The organism is Streptomyces sp. NPDC025833, assembly GCF_055558055.1.
In genome coordinates this window covers 248,232-265,831 of record NZ_JBVHNF010000010.1, presented here as the reverse complement: position 1 = coordinate 265,831, position 17,600 = coordinate 248,232, and the positions used below count along the sequence as shown (strand labels likewise).

At 73.4% G+C, this 17,600-nt stretch carries 13 protein-coding genes and 2 pseudogenes; 8 read left to right on the top strand and 7 right to left on the bottom strand.

From position 1 onward, the window contains the following. The first annotated feature begins 28 nt into the window (after nucleotides 1-28). Nucleotides 29-1,747 carry a hypothetical protein gene (locus ACZ4K2_RS19890; protein ID WP_467474784.1) on the top strand — a complete coding sequence of 573 codons (1,719 nt, stop codon included), beginning with the start codon at nucleotides 29-31 and terminating at the stop codon, nucleotides 1,745-1,747. A gap of 139 nt (nucleotides 1,748-1,886) precedes the next feature. Here ACZ4K2_RS19890 and ACZ4K2_RS19885 read toward each other — a convergent pair. Beyond that, a pseudogene (locus ACZ4K2_RS19885) lies at nucleotides 1,887-2,221 on the bottom strand (carboxymuconolactone decarboxylase family protein); the annotation flags it as partial. 260 nt (nucleotides 2,222-2,481) lie between these two features. Here ACZ4K2_RS19885 and ACZ4K2_RS19880 point away from each other — a divergent pair. Next, a complete protein-coding gene (locus ACZ4K2_RS19880; protein ID WP_467474786.1) occupies nucleotides 2,482-3,588 on the top strand; it encodes a serine hydrolase domain-containing protein in 1,107 nt (368 codons plus the stop codon). Between the two features lie 107 nt (nucleotides 3,589-3,695). On the opposite strand, the gene ACZ4K2_RS19875 is transcribed toward ACZ4K2_RS19880, so the two are convergent. The 5 genes from ACZ4K2_RS19875 to ACZ4K2_RS19855 form a co-directional block, all read right to left on the bottom strand. Continuing rightward, a complete protein-coding gene (locus ACZ4K2_RS19875; protein WP_467474788.1) occupies nucleotides 3,696-4,256 on the bottom strand; it encodes a cysteine hydrolase family protein in 561 nt (186 codons plus the stop codon). A 119-nt stretch (nucleotides 4,257-4,375) separates the two neighbouring features. After that, a complete protein-coding gene (locus tag ACZ4K2_RS19870; RefSeq protein WP_467474790.1) occupies nucleotides 4,376-5,416 on the bottom strand; it encodes a vWA domain-containing protein in 1,041 nt (346 codons plus the stop codon). A 160-nt stretch (nucleotides 5,417-5,576) separates the two neighbouring features. After that, on the bottom strand, nucleotides 5,577-6,134 hold the full coding sequence (locus tag ACZ4K2_RS19865; RefSeq protein ID WP_467474792.1) for a DinB family protein: 558 nt from the start codon (nucleotides 6,132-6,134) through the stop codon (nucleotides 5,577-5,579). 212 nt (nucleotides 6,135-6,346) lie between these two features. Further along, nucleotides 6,347-7,111 carry a hypothetical protein gene (locus ACZ4K2_RS19860; protein ID WP_467474793.1) on the bottom strand — a complete coding sequence of 255 codons (765 nt, stop codon included), beginning with the start codon at nucleotides 7,109-7,111 and terminating at the stop codon, nucleotides 6,347-6,349. Between the two features lie 168 nt (nucleotides 7,112-7,279). Continuing rightward, nucleotides 7,280-8,953, bottom strand: a complete 1,674-nt coding sequence (locus ACZ4K2_RS19855) for a PucR family transcriptional regulator (RefSeq protein WP_467474795.1) — start codon at nucleotides 8,951-8,953, stop codon at nucleotides 7,280-7,282. A 343-nt stretch (nucleotides 8,954-9,296) separates the two neighbouring features. On the opposite strand from ACZ4K2_RS19855, the gene ACZ4K2_RS19850 reads away from it, so the two are divergent. The 5 genes from ACZ4K2_RS19850 (at nucleotide 9,297) to ACZ4K2_RS19830 (ending at nucleotide 16,019) form a co-directional block, all read left to right on the top strand. Beyond that, entirely contained in the window at nucleotides 9,297-10,190 is an 894-nt protein-coding gene (locus tag ACZ4K2_RS19850) for an FAD binding domain-containing protein (RefSeq protein ID WP_467474797.1), read from the top strand. After that, nucleotides 10,190-10,771, top strand: coding sequence for a (2Fe-2S)-binding protein (locus ACZ4K2_RS19845; protein ID WP_467474799.1), 582 nt, complete (start codon nucleotides 10,190-10,192; stop codon nucleotides 10,769-10,771). Before ACZ4K2_RS19850 ends, ACZ4K2_RS19845 begins: the two co-directional genes overlap by 1 nt. A gap of 5 nt (nucleotides 10,772-10,776) precedes the next feature. After that, the gene (locus ACZ4K2_RS19840) at nucleotides 10,777-13,161 is read left to right on the top strand and encodes a xanthine dehydrogenase family protein molybdopterin-binding subunit (protein ID WP_467474801.1); all 2,385 of its coding nucleotides are present in this window, start codon (nucleotides 10,777-10,779) and stop codon (nucleotides 13,159-13,161) included. 206 nt (nucleotides 13,162-13,367) lie between these two features. Beyond that, nucleotides 13,368-14,825: an NCS2 family permease gene (locus ACZ4K2_RS19835; protein WP_467474803.1), complete on the top strand. Its 1,458-nt coding sequence runs from the start codon at nucleotides 13,368-13,370 to the stop codon at nucleotides 14,823-14,825. Nucleotides 14,826-14,867: 42 nt separating this feature from the next. Then, nucleotides 14,868-16,019, top strand: coding sequence for an XdhC family protein (locus ACZ4K2_RS19830; protein WP_467474805.1), 1,152 nt, complete (start codon nucleotides 14,868-14,870; stop codon nucleotides 16,017-16,019). 67 nt (nucleotides 16,020-16,086) lie between these two features. Here ACZ4K2_RS19830 and ACZ4K2_RS19825 read toward each other — a convergent pair whose 3' ends face one another. Continuing rightward, the gene (locus ACZ4K2_RS19825) at nucleotides 16,087-16,683 is read right to left on the bottom strand and encodes a hypothetical protein (protein WP_467474807.1); all 597 of its coding nucleotides are present in this window, start codon (nucleotides 16,681-16,683) and stop codon (nucleotides 16,087-16,089) included. Nucleotides 16,684-16,858: 175 nt separating this feature from the next. On the opposite strand from ACZ4K2_RS19825, the pseudogene ACZ4K2_RS19820 reads away from it, so the two are divergent. Next, a pseudogene (locus ACZ4K2_RS19820) lies at nucleotides 16,859-17,475 on the top strand (LysE family translocator). Nucleotides 17,476-17,600: the final 125 nt, after the last annotated feature.

The window sequence follows — 17,600 nt, the reverse complement described above, 5'->3', positions numbered from 1 at the left end:
GGGTCCTACATGCGACAAGGAGGCGTTGATGAGACGTCCCGTCCGCAGATCCGTCCTACGCGCACTGCTCGGCTTCCTGGCGGCCACCGCCCTGGCCGCCGGCACCGGTGCCGCGCTGCCCGCGCTGGCCGCCGACGGCGACCCGCTGCCGGTGCGGATCACCGGCGAGAGCCGCGTGGATCTGTCACTCCAGGGCGACAACGGCGACCCGGCCGAGCCGCAGGTCACCCTGCGGCTCGCCGCGCCCGGGAGCGACGAGCCCGGCGACGGCCCGGACACGCCCGTCGTCCACCAGGGCGACTTCAAGATCAAGATCGACGCGGGGGGTCTCGCCCGCGTCGCCGACGTCAAGCTGCCCTGCGCCGCCAGCGGCTGGACGGCCACCTGCGAGGGCGACCGGATCCACGCGGGGGAGAAGTCCAATGTGATCGGCGGCATCCGCCTCGACATCGCCGCCGACGGCGCGCCGAGGCGGTTCGGCGAGATCACGGTCACCGGTGAGGGCGAGGGCGTCGTCTTCGAGCCGCTGCGCATCCAGGTCGTGGTGAGCGACTCGCGGATCGTGAGCCACGAACTGCCCACACCGGGAGTCGGCGTGGGCGGCACCTGGGAGGCCCCGCTCGGCTTCCGCAACGCCGGCCGCGCGCCCGCCGACGGCGTCGTCCTGCGCTTCCGCGGCACCCGCGGCCTCGGATTCCCCGACAGCTACGGCAACTGCGCCTACCGGCACACCACCGACGGCCCGCTGCGGGACCAGGGCACCGACGCGATCTGCACCTTCACCGGGACCTACGACGCGGGCGCGGCCTACGAGGTGACCGGGCCGCTGAAGGTGGGGACCGCCGCGTTCGCGCTGAACGACCTGTTCACCTACAGCTTCGCCCCCGCCACCGCGCCGACGGCGAAGTCCTCCCCGGGGGACGGCGGTTACACCCAGGGCACCGGCGCGCCGATGACCCTGCGGAAGCTCCCGGCCACCCCCGCCGGCGGGTACTCCGGCAAGGGCATGGCCTGGCTGCCCTCCGGCAACTCCTACGACATCCGGATCACCGGCGACTCGGCGCGCGGCGCGGCGGGCGACACGGTGACGATGGACGTCGGCTTCCGCAATCTCGGTCCCGCCTGGATCCGGGGCCTCGAACCGCCGGACGACGACCCGATGCTCGTCCACGTCGCCCTCCCGCCCGGCACGACGGCGACCACGATCCCCGAGGACTGCTGGGCCGGCCGTCTCGACGACGGCTCGGACGGCTACGGGTGCTGGGTCCGCACGCCGGTCCGGGAGGACGCGAACGTGACCTTCCCGTTCGGGCTGCGCATCGACAAGGTCGTGGAGAACGCCAGGGGCAGGATCGCGTTGCAGCCCTTCGACTACCCGGGGGAACCGAACCAGGACAACAACACGGCCTGGCTCGTCCTGAACGCCACGGACGGTGGCGGGGACACGCAGGGGACCTCCGGCGACCCCGGGTCCGGCGGCCCCTCGGCGGATCCGAGCCCCACCTCCACCTCCGTCCCCGCCCCCAGCCCCACCGCCACGGTCTCGACCGGCGGTACCGGCACGTCCGGCGGTAACGGCACGGCCTCGTCCGGTGGAGACGGTTCGGCAGCCTCAGGCGGTACCTCCGGCGGCGGGCTCGCGACGACCGGCGCGGGCGGGGCCCTGCTCCTCGGGGGCGGCGCACTCCTCGCCCTCGCGCTGGGCACGGTACTGGTCGCCGTGGTCCGCCGCCGCTCGGCGGCCTGAGGCCCCGGGTCCGCGGGCTCAGGCCCCGGGACCGCGGTCCGCGGCCCCGGCCCCCGGCCTGACGCCGCACCGGCCCGCGTCCGCCCGGCCGGTGCGAACGCCCGTCGCGGGGCGTGGGTGCCACCCGGCTTGCCGGCACGGTGAGCTGTTCCTCGTCGTAGTGCTCGGCCGCGCGCGTCCGGACCGCGTCGCCGACACCGCCGGCTCCATCCGTGATCCGGTCGCCTGCTCCGCCGCCTCCAGGGGGGCCCGCTCCGCCTCGCTGAAGACCGTGGCCTCCCGCCACGCGGCGACCAGGCGCAGCCGCACCGCGCTCTCACCGGCGGCCGCGGCCTCCTTGCTGTGCATGCCGAGGCGGAAGGCACGGCCGTCGATCTGGCTCACGCGCAGCGCCACCGGCTCCTGCGTCGCCTTCGGCAGCGGCGACTCCCGGAGCGCCCTGCCCGCGGACAAGTGGTTCAGTCGTGCGTCCATCGTGTGCTCCGCGCGGTCGTCGGTACCCGCACACCCGAGACGACAGGGTCCGCCGCCCTGTGACCCGGGCCGGCTTGTGACCCGCGTCGCCCGCGCTCCCGGGGCGTCGGCTGCGGCGGTGGCACCGGTCTGTCAAGGGGGTGGACCACCCCAGGGATACGGGGGCCGGTCGCAATGATCTTGCGTGGAGTCGGCGGCAGAGTGGACGGCGAGCCGCGGAAGCGGACCGTGCCCACCGGGCCACGATCAGGGGGAGAACCATGAATCGCCGACGTCTCGCCGCCACGGCGGCGCTCGCCGCAGTCCTCACCGGGGTCTTCGCGCCCGTCGCGACGGCCGCCCGGCACGACGACCCCGTCCAGCGGCAGCTCGACCTGCTCGTCGAGCGGGACGGAGTGCCGGGGGCGCTGGCGTTCGACGGCAGGGTGACGCGTACCGCCGGGGTCGCGGACCTGGAGACGGGCCGCGCGATGCCGGGCGCACACGGCAGGTTCCGGCTGGCCAGCGACACCAAGGCGTTCACCGCGGCGGCCGTGCTGCGCCTGGTCGCGGACGGCCGGGTACGGCTGGACGACCGCGCGGGCGCCTACGTGCCGCAGCTCGCCGAACGCCGCATCACCGTACGGCAGTTGCTCAAGCAGACCAGCGGGCTCCCCGAGTACTCCGCGCTGGTCGACTGGAGCGGAGGGCCCGGCACCCCCGAGGACTACCTGGCCCTCGCCCTCAAGGAGCGGCCCGTCTTCGAACCGGGCACCGACTGGGGCTACTCCAACACCAATTACCTGGTCCTCGGCATGCTGATCGACAAGGTCTCGGGGACGGACTTCCGCACCTACATCGAGCGCACGATCCTGCGCCCGCTGCACCTGGACGACACCTACTGGCCCGCGCCCGGCGAGCTGACCCTGCGCGGACCGCACGCCCGCAACTACGGCACCGACCCGGTGCACCCGGAAGCCGGCCGGGTGGACGTGACCGAACTCCCCGGGTACGAGTTCGGCGCCTCCGGCGGGCTCGTCGCGACGCCCGCGGACCTCAACGCCTTCTGGAACGGCCTGTTCGGGGGCCGCCTTCTGCCCGGCTGGGCGCTGCGCCTGATGACCGGGGACACCAGCGACGTCGGCGGCCGGGACGTCTACCCGGCGGGCAGCCGCTACGGCTACGGCGTCGCCTCGGTCCCGCTCAGCTGCGGCGGCGTCTACTGGGGCCACGGCGGGGACCTGCCCGGCGACTCGGTGGGCGGCGGCCGGGCCACGGGCGGCCGCGGCACCGTGACCGTCTACACCACGACCTGGGCGGCCGAGGGCGCGAGCCTGCGGCACCTGCAGAAGGCGGTGGACGCGTCCCTGTGCGCCAAGCGCCGCTGACCGCCCGGCCGGTGCTCCGCCAACCGGGGCTCCGCCGGCCGATCGGCGTCGGCCGGTAGCCGCCGGTGCCACGCCGGGAGCGTGGCGCCGGCGGTGCCACGCTGCCGCTACCGGGTGGCGATCGCCTCGGCCCACGCGTCGACGGTGACGACGTCCGCCCACTGCGGGAACAGCCGCTCGACGAGGACCCGGTGCACCTCCGGGTCGATGTCCAGGCAGGCGTCGGACAGGACGGTGAGACCGAAGTCCATGTCGTTCGCCTGGCACAGCGTGGACAGCACCACGGCGCTGGTGGCGATGCCGGTGAGCACGAGCCCGTCGATGCCCCGCGCCCGCAGCACCACGTCGAGGTCGCTGCCCGAGAACGCGCTCGCCCGCCTCTTGGTGACCACCACGTCACCCGGCCGGGGCGCGACCTCGGGGTGGATCTCGGTGCCGGGGTCGCCCTCGACGTAGAGACCGGCCCGCGCGATGGCGCCGAGCGCCCTGTTGCGGGTGCCGACCTCGGGGAAACCGGGCCGGAACGAGATGACGACGTAGATCACCGGGATGTCCGCCGCGCGGGCCGCGTCGATCGCCCGGCGCAGGCGCGGCAGGTAACCGGAGCCGTCGTCGACGATGTCCACGATGGACCGCTGGACGTCCATGACCAGGAGCGCGTTGCTCATACCTTCTCCAGGGAGGAAGCGGGGCGGGGGCGTCCAGGCACCCTACGACGGAGGCGGCGGCGGTGACGGACCGGCCGGGCGCACGACGGCACCCCGGCCGGTCCGAACCTGACGGCACCTCAGAGCATCAGCAGCAGCCGGGTGTTCGGCACGAGCTTCCGGTTCACGCTGGTGCTCTGCACGAAGATCGTGAAGTCGTCGTTGTGGTCGGGCTTCACGCGGGTCTCCGCGTCCGGCAGGCCGAGCAGGGCCCGGGCCTCGGGCCCCGTGTAGACCCGGTCCGTCGCCTTCTCCAGCACCGCGATCTGCTTGCGGGCCTGTATCTTCTCCGACTTGCTCAGCTGGTAGAACGCGCCACCGGTCCGGTAGGTGTGCCCGGACTCGACGACCCACTCCCGGATCGCGGCGTCGCGCGCCACCGGGATCAGCGCGTACCCCGACGGGTCCGCCGGAGTGAGGCCGGCCGCCTCGATGGTGTCCTTGTTGACCGCCTCCGCGCCCGTGGAGAACACGGCCCGCGACCCCCGGATGCCCTTGGTGCGGCCCACCATGAACTTCTCGGTGGCCTCCTGGATGACCTGTCCGGCCTCCTGCAGTCCCTGCGTGCTCGTGGCGTCCCAGACGGCGATGTTGTCCTTGGGGAAGCCGCACTGCATGGCCTCGCGCTTGCCCATCTGGTCCGGCACGAGGACGGCCAGCGTCCAGTTCTCGTCCTGGGTCTCGATCATCTCGGACACGGCCCGGACCAGGGCGCGCGGGTCGCGGGAGGGGGCGTCCGGGCAGTGGGGGCTGGCGTTCTCCTGCCCGTCGGTGAGCACGAACGTCAGGAAGCTGTGGTCGCCGTACAGCTGGGCCGTCTGCGCCAGTTCCCGCTGCGACTTCAGCGTGGCCGCCAGCAGCGCCGTCATGCCCCCGGCCCGGTAGAGCTGGCTCAGCGACGGCATCCGCAGTACGTCCTTGTCGTAGATGACGCACTCCACCTGGCTCGCGAAGACGTACACCGTGACGCGGGTCTCCTGGTCCAACTCCCGGGACCGGCGCGCGAGGTAGGCGATCTGCTGGTCGGCGACGTCGACGACCTTCTTGCTCAGGTGCGACATCGACGAGCTGGCATCCAGCACGAGAGCGACGTGGTTGATGTAGTTCTGGCTACCGGACATGGCGGGTCCCCCTCGTTCCGACTCGATGGGCCCACCGTCGCACGGGGCACTGACAATCGGTCCCGGCCCGCGGCGCGTGCGCGCACCGGGGGCCGGGACGGCGCTCCGGGGTTCCGCCCGGCGGGCCCGCCGGACGGGTGGAACCCCGGAGCACCCGCGGTCAGCCCATGCTCTTGGCGCCGTCCAGGGCCTCCCGGACGATGTCGGCGTGGCCGGCGTGCTGGGCGGTCTCGGCGATGATGTGCATCAGGACCCGGCGGACCGACCACCGCTCGCCCGGTTCGAACCACGGGGCCTTCGGCAGCGGCCACGAGGCGTCCAGGTCGGGCTGCGCGGCGACCAGTTCGTCGGTCCGGCGGGCCGCCTCGGCGTAGTCGGCCAGCACACCCGCCAGCGTCTCGCCGGGCAGCAGCCGGAACTCGTCCGCCCGCCGGGCCCAGTCGGCCTCGGTCATGGCAGTGAAGTCCCCCATCGCCGACGGGCCGTTCAGGATGAAGCCCGCCCAGCTCCGCTCGACCGCGGTGACGTGCTTGATCAGGCCGCCCAGGCACAGCTCGCTGACGGTGGTCCGCCGCCCGGCCTGCTCGTCGTCGAGGTCGCGGGTGGTGAAGCGCAGGAAGTGCCGGTGCTTGGCCAGCACGTCCAGCAGGTCGGCGCGCTCGCCGGTGGCGGCCGGGGTTCCGGCGGGGGCGCGGTCGGTCAGCTCGTTCACGGTCATGGGATATCCGCCTTCCGGTGGTCCTGTTGCCTCGGTGAAGACCACGCTAGGGACGAATGAGGTCGGATCCTGTCCTAGATGGCCGACCTGGACGGCAGACCCGGATGGCGGATCTGGACGGCGGACCCGGATGGCGGATCTGGACGGCAGTCCTGGGTGCCGGTCATCCGAAGCCCGTCCCGGGTGCCCGGCCCGCCCGCCCGCCCGCGTCCTCACGCCGTGGCCGCCCCCGGCGCGGGCGGCGCCAACTGGCGGGCCAGCCAGGTCGGTACGCCGCCCAGCAGCCGGAACAGGCGCCGCGCCTCCTCGCGGAGCCGGGACGCCTCGGGCTCGTCCTCGGTGTCGGCCAGGGACGCCAGTGCCGGGGCGGTGCCCACCAGGTAGCCCAGTTCCTCCCGGATCCGCAGGGACTCGGCGAAGCCGTGCCGCGCGTCGGCCAGCTCGCCGTCGCGCAGCGAGAGACCGGCGAGGTGGCGCCAGGTGAACGAGAGCAGCAGGGGGTCGGCGTGCGCGGTGGCGCCCGCGTGGGCGCGGAGGTAGGCGGCGCGGGCCGCTTGCGGGGACCGGGCCAGGTTCTCGGCGATCAGACCGCGGCGGAAGTCCAGCAGGGCCCGGCCCGCGGCCCCCGGGGGGATCAGGGCCGCCGCCCGGCCGAGCGCGGACCGCGCCTCGTCGGCGCGGTCCCGGACGCCGTGCAGCGTGGCCGTGTACGCCAGCTGGCCCCGCTCGCAGGCGGCGGCGCCGCGCTCCTCGTCGGTGTGCGCCACCGCCTCCGCGGTCCGCAGCGCGTCCTCCGCGTCCTCCCAGCCCCGCTCGGTGTACAGGCACCGTTCGACCAGCAGGACGGCCCGCTGCAGCGCCGGGGCGGGGCGGTCGGCCGGCAGCAGCGCCGCCGCGTCGGCCCAGCAGGCCCGGCTGCGCAACCGCCATACCGCGGTCTGGAGTGGATCGTCGTCGGTCGTTCCCTTACCAGACATGGCGGTATGCGCCACGTTGCCCTCCCCATGCACGCCATCGAGCTGTTGAGTGGTGGCGGCATTCCAGCACCTCCCGGCGGGCCCGGCCAAGAGGATGGGTGAAAAAATTCACAAAGTAGTGGGGCGCGGCCGTGACCCGAACGCCCCGGCCGCGCACCCCCGCCGGCCTCAGCTCATGCGCAGGGCCAGGAAGAAGTCCAGCTTGTCCTCCAGGCGGGACAGGTCGCGTCCCGTCAACTGCTCGATCCGGCCGACCCGGTAGCGCAGCGTGTTGACGTGCAGGTGGAGCCGGGTCGCGCAGCGGGTCCAGGAGCCGTCGCAGTCGAGGAACGCCTCCAGGGTGGGGATCAGCTCGGCGCGGTGCCGGCGGTCGTAGTCCTTCAGCGGGTCCAGCAGACGGGCCGTGAAGGCGCGCCGCACGTCGTCGGGGACGAAGGGCAGCAGCAGCACGTGCGAGGCCAGCTCCTGGTGCCCGGCGGCGCAGACCCGGCCGGTGCGGGCGGCGGCGACGCGGCGGGCGTGCCGGGCCTCCTCCAGGGCCCCGCGCAGGCCCTCCGCCGAGTGCACGGCGGCGCTGACGCCGAGGGTGAGCCGGCCGTCGTCGGCGAGGCCGGCGGACAGCGGCTCCCGTACCGACCGGAGCAGCGAGTCGGCGAGCAGGCCGGTCTCCGAGCCGTCGTGCTCGGCGGCGACCGCGGGCAGCGGGACCAGGGCGATCGCCTCGTCGCCGGTGTGCGCGACGGCGATCCGGTCCGCGGGCTCGGGACCGGTCGCCAGCGGGTCGACGAGCACTTCCTCCAGCAGGGACTGGGCGACCGGGCCGCCCTCGACCTGCTCGCCCGCCCACTCCACGCGGGCCACCACGACCTGCCAGTGCGGGGCCGCCCCGAGGCCGGGCAGCAGCACCGGCGCCGCCACCCGGAGGCGGGCGGCGATCTCGGCGGGCGCGGCGCCCGTCTGCACCAGCTCCAGCACCTCCTGGGCGAGCCGGCGCCGGACCGTGCGGGCCGCGTCCCGGCGGTCCCGCTCGACGTCGATCAGCTGGGTGACGCCCTGGAGCAGGTCCAGGCGCTCCCCGGGCCAGTCGCCCGCGTCCGCCTCCACGGCCAGCAGCCAGTCCGACAGGACGGTCTGGCGCACGTCGCGGGCGGCCTGCGGGGACCGGCCCGGGGAGCGGACCGGGAACAGCGAGTACGTGGAGCCGTCCAGCAGGATCCGGTGCGGGCCGCGGCGGCCGGTGCGGGTGGCCGCCAGGTGCTCGGCGGCCAGCCGGGCGCAGACGTCGGTGGGCAGCGCCGGGCCGCCCACCTTGGAACCGGCGATCAGCCGGCCGGTGGGGGAGAGCACCCAGGCGCGCAGGTCCAGGTCGGAGCCGAGCAGGTCCAGGACCACGTCCGGGCCGCCGCCCGCCGGGCCGGAGGTCATCATCCGCCGGTGCCGGTCGACCACCGCGGCCAGGTCGCCGGCCCGCTCGCCGGAGACCTGGCGCACCACGTGCTCGGTGATGGTCGCGAACGCCACCGACTCGTGCACCGCGAACAGCGGCAGCCGGTGCCGGGTGCAGGCCCGCACCAGGTCGTCCGGCACGGCGCCCAGCTCGGCCTCGCCGGCGGCGAGCGCCGCCACCCCGGCCTGCACCAGGATCCGCACGAACGGCTCCGAGTCGTCGGCGTCCCGGCGCCAGGCCAGGCCCGTCAGTACCAGCTCGCCACCGGAGAGGTAGCGGCTCGGGTCGCGCAGGTCGGTGGTCATGACCCCGCGTACCGCGCGGTCCAGCTCGTCCTCGCCGCCGAGCAGCCGCAGGCCCAGCGCGTCGGTGTCCAGCAGTGCGCGCAGCCGCATCTCGTCGCCGCCGTTCTTTGTCTCGAAACCTACGATGGATCTTGGAAAACGGGGTGGAACCCACCCGGAACCGGACGTCCGGGCCCGCGCTCCGCGGTCTCCGTGCTGTTTCCCGCGTTTCCCCGGGAAATCGGAGAGGCAGCCGATGACCCCCGTTCATACGAATCTACAAGATGCTCGGCCTGGCCAGCGAACTCCTTCATGGTTTCGGTGACTGACCCCGCCGGAGTACGGAGCGGTGTACTGAGTCCACTCCGCGTTAACAGGACATGAACGAGCCGGGCCCGCCGCACACGGATTGGCTCAATCTGAACGACCCACGAGACGAAGAAGAGAGCCGGTCATGGACTTCCTTCGCCCCGCCAGCTGGGAGGAGGCGCTCGCCGCGAAGGCCGAGCACCCCACCGCTGTGCCGATTGCGGGTGGCACCGATGTGATGGTCGAGATCAACTTCGACCACCGCCGGCCCGAGTACCTCCTCGACCTCAACCGCATCGGCGACCTCCGCGAGTGGGAGGTCGGCGAGGACACCGTACGGCTGGGTGCCTCCGTCCCGTACACCCAGATCATGGAACACCTCCGTGCCGAGCTGCCGGGCCTCGCGCTCGCCTCGCACACGGTCGCCTCCCCGCAGATCCGCAACCGCGGCGGCGTCGGCGGCAACCTCGGCACGGCCTCGCCCGCCGGCGACGCCCACCCCGCCCTCCTCGCCGCGGGCGCCGAGGTCGAGGTGGCGTCGTCGGCCCGGGGCACCCGGCTCATCCCGATCGACGAGTTCTACAAGGGCGTCAAGCGCAACGCGCTCCAGCCCGACGAGCTGATCCGCGCGGTGCACGTCAGGAAGGCCGACGGCCCGCAGCAGTACTCGAAGGTCGGCACCCGCAACGCCATGGTCATCGCCGTGTGCGCCTTCGGTCTCGCCCTGCACCCCGAGACCCGGACCGTGCGCACCGGCATCGGCTCGGCCGCCCCCACCCCGGTGCGGGCCAAGGCCGCCGAGGAGTTCCTGAACGCGGCCCTGGAGGAGGGCGGCTTCTGGGACAACGGGAAGATCATCACCCCGTCGGTCGCCAAGCAGTTCGCCGACCTGTGCTCGGGCGCCTGCAACCCGATCGACGACGTCCGGGGCACCGCGAGCTACCGCCGGCACGCCGTCGGCGTCATGGCCCGCCGGACGCTGACCTGGACCTGGGAGTCGTACCGCGGCACCCGCCGCACCACCGAGGGAGCTGCGTAATGCGCGTCAACTTCACCGTCAACGGACGTCCGCAGGAAGCCGACGACGTCTGGGAGGGCGAGTCCCTGCTGTACGTGCTGCGCGAGCGCCTCGGCCTGCCGGGCTCGAAGAACGCCTGCGAGCAGGGCGAGTGCGGTTCCTGCACGGTGCGCCTGGACGGCGTGCCCGTCTGCTCCTGCCTCGTCGCCGCCGGTCAGGTCGAGGGCCGTGACGTGGTGACCGTCGAGGGCCTCGCCGACTTCGCCCGGCAGCGCGCCGAGCAGGACTGCGCGAGCGGCGCCTGCGGCACCTCCCTCCAGGACGCCCGGCAGTGGCAGGCCAAGGGGACCGACTCGCAGACCGGCGAGGGCGGCGAACTCTCCCCGATCCAGCAGGCGTTCATCGACGCCGGCGCCGTCCAGTGCGGTTTCTGCACCCCGGGCCTGCTCGTCGCCGCCGACGAGATGCTGGAGAACAACCCCAACCCGAGCGACGCGGACATCCGCGAGGCGCTGTCGGGCAACCTGTGCCGCTGCACCGGTTACGAGAAGATCATGGACGCGGTCCGCCTGGCCGCGGCCCGCCAGTCCGAGGGGGTCTGACAGACATGCCGACCAACGGCGCTCCTACGAAGATCACACAGGGCTCGCAGACCAAGGGCGGTATCGGCGAGTCCACGCTCCGCCCGGACGGCACCCTCAAGGTCACCGGCGAGTTCGCGTACTCGTCGGACATGTGGCACGAGGACATGCTGTGGGGCCAGATCCTGCGCTCCACCGTCGCGCACGCGGAGATCGTGTCGATCGACACCTCCGAGGCCCTGGCCATGGCCGGCGTGTACGCCGTCCTGACCTACGACGACCTGCCCACCGCGGTGAAGAACTACGGCCTGGAGATCCAGGACACCCCGGTGCTCGCCCACGGCAAGGTGCGCCACCACGGCGAGCCGGTCGCGATCGTCGCCGCCGACCACCCGGAGACGGCCCGCCGCGCCGCCGCCAAGATCAAGGTGGACTACCGGGAACTGCCGGTCATCACCGACGAGGCCTCCGCGACCGCCCCGGACGCGATCCTCATCCACGAGGGCCGCGACGACCACCACGCCGGGCACGTCCCGCACCCGAACATCGTCCACCGTCAGCCGATCATCCGCGGCGACGTGGCCGAGGCCCGCCGGCGGGCCGACGTGATCGTCGAGGGCGAGTACACCTTCGGCATGCAGGACCAGGCCTTCCTCGGCCCCGAGTCCGGCCTCGCCGTGCCCGAGGAGGACGGCGGCGTCCACCTGTACGTCGCCACCCAGTGGCTCCACTCCGACCTGCGCCAGATCGCGCCCGTCCTCGGCCTGCCCGAGGAGAAGGTGCGGATGACGCTGGCCGGCGTCGGCGGCGCGTTCGGCGGCCGTGAGGACCTGTCGATGCAGATCCACGCCTGCCTGCTGGCGCTGCGCACCGGCAAGCCGGTGAAGATCGTCTACAACCGGTTCGAGTCCTTCTTCGGGCACGTCCACCGCCACCCGGCGAAGCTCCACTACGAGCACGGCGCCACCAAGGACGGCAAGCTCACGCACATGAAGTGCAGGATCGTCCTGGACGGCGGGGCCTACGCCTCCGCCTCCCCGGCGGTCGTCGGCAACGCCTCCTCCCTCTCCGTCGGCCCGTACGTCATCGACGACGTCGACATCGAGGCCGTCGCGCTCTACACCAACAACCCGCCCTGCGGCGCCATGCGCGGCTTCGGCGCGGTCCAGGCGTGCTTCGCCTACGAGGCGCAGATGGACAAGCTGGCGAAGAAGCTCGGCATGGACCCGGTGCGGTTCCGGCAGCTGAACGCGATGGAGCAGGGGACCATCATGCCGACGGGGCAGCCCGTCGACTCCCCGGCCCCGGTCGCCGAACTCCTGCGCCGCATCACGGCGATGCCGCTGCCGCCCGAGCGCCAGTGGGAGTCCAGCGAGGGCTCCGACGTACGGCAGCTGCCCGGCGGCCTGTCCAACACCACGCACGGCGAGGGCGTCGTACGGGGCGTCGGCTACGCGGTCGGCATCAAGAACGTCGGCTTCTCCGAGGGCTTCGACGACTACTCCACCGCCAAGGTGCGCATGGAGGTCGTGGGCGGCGAGCCGGTCGCGACCGTGCACACCGCGATGGCGGAGGTCGGCCAGGGCGGTGTCACCGTCCACGCGCAGATCGCCCGCACCGAGCTGGGCGTCACCCAGGTGACCATCCATCCGGCCGACACCCAGGTCGGCTCGGCGGGTTCGACCTCGGCCTCCCGGCAGACGTACGTCACCGGCGGCGCCGTGAAGAACGCCTGCGAGGTGGTCCGGGAGAAGGTCCTGGAGATCGGGCGCCGCAAGTTCGGCTCCTACCACCCGGCCTGGGCCACCGCCGAACTCCTGCTGGAGGGCGGCAAGGTCGTCACCGACGGCGGCGAGGTCCTCGGCGACCTGGCCGACGTCCTGGAGGGCGAGACCGTGGAGGTCGAGGAGGAGTGGCGGCACCGGCCGACCAAAGCCTTCGACCTGCACACCGGTCAGGGCAACGGGCACGTCCAGTACTCCTTCGCCGCCCACCGCGCGGTCGTCGAGGTCGACACCGAACTCGGCCTGGTCAAGGTCGTCGAACTGGCCTGCGCCCAGGACGTCGGCAAGGCGCTCAACCCGCTCTCCGTCGTCGGCCAGATCCAGGGCGGCACGGCCCAGGGCCTGGGCGTGGCGGTGATGGAGGAGATCATCGTCGACCCCAAGACCGCCAAGGTCAGGAACCCGTCCTTCACGGACTACCTGATCCCCACCATCCTCGACACGCCGACCATCCCGGTCGACGTGCTCGAACTCGCCGACGACCACGCCCCCTACGGGCTGCGCGGCATCGGCGAGGCCCCGACCCTGTCGTCCACGCCGGCCGTCCTCGCGGCGATCCGGAACGCGACCGGGCTGGAGCTCAACCGCTCTCCGGTACGGCCCGAGCACCTGACGGGGACCGCGTAGCACCAGCAGCTCCCCGGGCGGCGCAGGGAACGTCACAACCTCCGCCGCGCCGCCCGGGGGACCCTTTGAGTTCCGCTCCGCTCGCGGTCCTTGAAGTACCAGGAATCTCGTTCGTCTCGGGCCGTCCCCCGGGTCGTCCATTCCCCAAATCCCGCAACCGTGAAGACGGTTGGCGGGTGCCCCTGTGAACCTTGGGAGATGGCACCATGACCCAGCAGTCAGTGGAGCCCAGGACCGCGTCCGAGGATGCCGGCGAAGGCAGCCGCGTTCCCGCAGGACGGTCCTGGCTCGACCGGTACTTCCACATATCAAGAAGAGGATCCACGGTCTCCCGCGAGGTCCGCGGCGGCATCACCACCTTCATGGCGATGGCCTACATCCTCCTGCTCAACCCCCTGATCCTGTCCGGCAAGGACGCGGCGGGGGACGTCATGGGGCAGAAGGCGCTGATCACCGCGACCGCGTTCGCGGCGGCCTTCACCACGCTGCTCATGGGCTTCGTCGGCAAGGTGCCGCTCGCCCTCGCCGCCGGCCTCTCCGTCTCCGGCGTCCTGTCCTCACAGGTCGCCCCCGAGATGACCTGGCCGCAGGCCATGGGCATGTGCGTCATGTACGGCGCCGTCATCATGCTGCTGGTCGTCACCGGCCTCCGCGAGATGATCATGAACGCGATCCCGCTCGCGCTCAAGCACGGCATCACCATGGGCATCGGCCTGTTCATCGCCCTGATCGGCTTCTACAAGTCGGGCTTCGTGCACCAGGGCAAGGCCACCCCGCTCGCCCTCGGCCCCGCCGGTGAACTCGCCGGCTGGCCCGTCCTGCTCTTCGCGGGCACCCTGCTGCTGATCTTCGCGCTCCAGGCCCGCAACACCCCGGGCGCCATCCTGATCGGCATCGTCACCGGCACCGTCGTCGCCGCGGTCCTCAACGGCCTCGGCGTCATCGGCTCGAAGTCATGGGCGAACGGCGCCCCCGAACTGCACGGCAGCGCGGTCTCGATGCCCGACTTCTCGCTCTTCGGCCACGTGGAGTTCGGCGGCTGGGGCAAGGTCGGCGCGATGACGGTCGGCATGATCGTCTTCACCCTCGTCCTCGCCGGCTTCTTCGACGCCATGGCCACCATCATCGGTGTCGGCACCGAGGCCAACCTGGCCGACGACAAGGGCCGGATGCCCGGCCTGTCCAAAGCGCTGTTCATCGACGGCGCGGGCGGCGCGATCGGCGGTGTCGCGGGCGGCTCCGGCCAGACCGTGTTCATCGAGTCGGCCACCGGCGTCGGCGAGGGCGCCCGCACCGGACTCGCCTCCGTCGTCACCGGCCTGTTCTTCGCGGCCTGTCTGTTCTTCACGCCGGTCACCGCGATCGTCCCGCAGGAGGTCGCCTCCGCCGCCCTGGTCGTCATCGGCGCCATGATGCTGATGAACGCCCGGCACGTGGACTGGGCCGACCGCGCCACCGCCATCCCGGTGTTCCTGACCGTCGTCCTGATGCCGTTCACGTACACCATCACCACCGGTGTCGCCGCGGGCGTCATCTCCTACGTCGTCATCAAGGCGGCCCAGGGCAAGGCCCGCGAGATCGGTGCCTTCATGTGGGGACTGACCGTCGTGTTCCTCGTCTACTTCGCCCTTCATCCGATCGAGGGCTGGCTCGGCGTCCACTAGACGCCCCGCCCCGCCCCCGCACCCCGCTAAGGAGACCGACAGATGCTGGACATCGCCGAGGAGCTCGACCGGTGGGTCGAGCAGGGCCGTGACTTCGCCGTCGCCACCGTGGTGGCCGTCGGCGGCAGTGCCCCGCGCCAACCGGGCGCCGCCCTCGCGGTGGACGCCGACGGCACGGCCATCGGATCGGTCTCCGGCGGGTGCGTGGAGGGGGCCGTGTACGAGCTGTGCCGGCAGTCGCTCGAGGACGGGGAGACCGTCCTGGAACGCTTCGGGTACAGCGACGAGGATGCCTTCGCCGTCGGGCTCACCTGCGGCGGCGTCATCGACATCCTCGTCACACCGGTCCGGGCGGACGGTCCCGCCCGGCCGGTGTTCGCGGCCGCGCTGGCCGCCGCCGCTCGTGGGGAGGCGGCGGCGGTCGCGCGGATCGCCGAGGGCCCGGCGGAACTGCGGGGCCGGGCCCTCCTCGTCCGCCCCGACGGGTCGTACGACGGCGGTTTCGGCGCCCATCCGGGGCTGGACCGCACGGTCGCCGCCGAGGCGTGCGCCCTCCTGGACGCGGGCCGCACCGGCACCGTGGAGATCGGCGAGCAGGGCTCGCGCTGCGGCGCCCCGCTCACGGTCCTCGTCGAGTCCTCCGTCCCGGCACCCCGGATGATGGTCTTCGGCGCGATCGACTTCGCGTCGGCACTGGTCCGGATGGGCAAGTTCCTCGGCTACCACGTCACCGTGTGCGACGCCCGCCCGGTGTTCGCGACGCGGACCCGCTTCCCCGACGCGGACGAGATCGTCGTGGAGTGGCCGCACCGGTACCTGGAGCGCACCGCCGTCGACGGCCGCACCGTCCTGTGCGTCCTCACCCACGACGCCAAGTTCGACGTGCCCCTGCTCAGGCTGGCCCTGCGGCTGCCGGTCGCCTACGTCGGCGCGATGGGTTCCCGCCGCACCCACCTCGACCGCGACAAGCGGCTGCGCGAGGTCGGCGTCACCGACCTCGAACTGGCCCGGCTGCGCTCCCCGATCGGCCTGGACCTCGGCGCCCGCACGCCCGAGGAGACGGCGCTGTCCATCGCGGCGGAGATCGTCGCGGCCCGCCGCGGGGGCAGCGGGGTGTCGCTGACCGGCGCGCACACCCCGATCCACCACGACGCCACCTCGCGGACCCGGGGACCGATCGGGTCGGTGGCCTGAGCCCGGCCCGGGAACCCGGCGTCCACCGCCCGCACCGGCGCGGCCTTGCGACCCTGCGGCCGCGTCGTCAGGCGGTCCCCGCCGGCTGCGGTGGCTGCGGGGGTTGCTCGCCCCTGATCTGGAAGACCTCGGACCCGCTCTCCTCCTTGACCGTCTCCACGGCCCGGCGGAACTCCGTGAAGCGCCTGCGCATGCTCGGGCCGTCCTGCGGCGATTCGGTGTCGTAACGGAAGTCGCGGCGCAGCCGTTGCAGCCGCACGGACTGTTTGTGCAGCAGGAGGTACTCCTTCTGGTTCCGCCCACTGGCCGCCACGAACTGGCAGGCGGCGGTGAGCAGGCTCAGGAAGGCCGGTATCCAGGCCGGTGCCCGGACGGTCACGGCGAAGGTGACGGCGAGCGCGGAGAGGCCCGCCGTCACGGTGAGCGCCGTGAAGCGCCGCTGGTGCGACCTGGCCGCCCGGACCACCCACTGGACGTAGGTGTCCAGCCAGTCCAGGTACTCCTTCTCCCTCTCCAGCAGACCGGCGGGAGGAGGCACCCGCGGGTGCATCGAGGGATTGGGCCTGACCTCCTCCAGCAGCGAGGCGCGCAGGAGGGCCACGGCCACCGCGACCATCACCACGGGGCGGACCAGCAGACCTGGGACGCGGCCACGGCTCGTCATCCCCGCATCGTAGGGCCGACGGCGGCCGGTGTCAGCGGAGTTGCCGGTATCGGCCCGGCCGCCGGGCGGGCCGCCGCCCGGGGGAGACCCCGGGACGCCGGGACCGGGCTCCGGGCGGGGCGGGGCGCGGGAGATCCGGTGCCGGGCGGGGCCGTTGCCGTGCTCGCACGGGGCCATGGTGTCCCCCGACCGGCCGGCGGCCTTCGCCGCGCTGTCCCTGCCGCCGACCGTGGTGCCCGGGCCCAGTGCGCTGTTCGTGACCGGCCGGGCCCCGGCCCACGGCCGCCGCGCCGGCCACGGTCCTCGGCAACACGCTCGGCGCGTACCTGCTCGTCGTGGCCGTGGCGCCCGGCGTCGGAACGGTCGTCGAGCGCTCCGTCCCGGTCTTCACCGCGCTGGAACTCGCGGGCGCCTGCTACCTCGTGTACCTGGGCGTCAGGGCGTGGCGGCGGCGCGGGGCGCTGCGGCGGGCGTTCGCGGAGTCCGGCCCGGCGCACGGCGGTCCGCAGCCTCCGGGAGGGGTTCGCCGTCGGCGTGGCCAACCCCGGGACTGATGTCTTCTTCGCCGCCGTGCCGCCGCAGTTAGTGGACCGGGAGCAGGGCCACGCCCCGGCGCAGCCGCTGTTGCTCGGGCTCGTCTGCAACGCCATCGCGGTGGCCTGCGACCCCGTCCGGGGTCCGACCGCCTCGGCCGCCCGGGACCGGTTCGCCCGCTGTCCGCGGCGGCTGTCCGCGGCGGGTGGGGCGGGCGGTCTGACGATGATCGGCCTGGGCGTGACGGTCGCGCCCTGACGGACCGCGGGGACCGACCGCGAGCGAGGCGGGGACCGGCGGGGCCCGGGAAGACCGGCGCCGGGCGCGCGGAGGGGGACCCGGCCGGGGCGCCGTGCCGGGTCAGGTGTGGCCGAGCAGCTCAG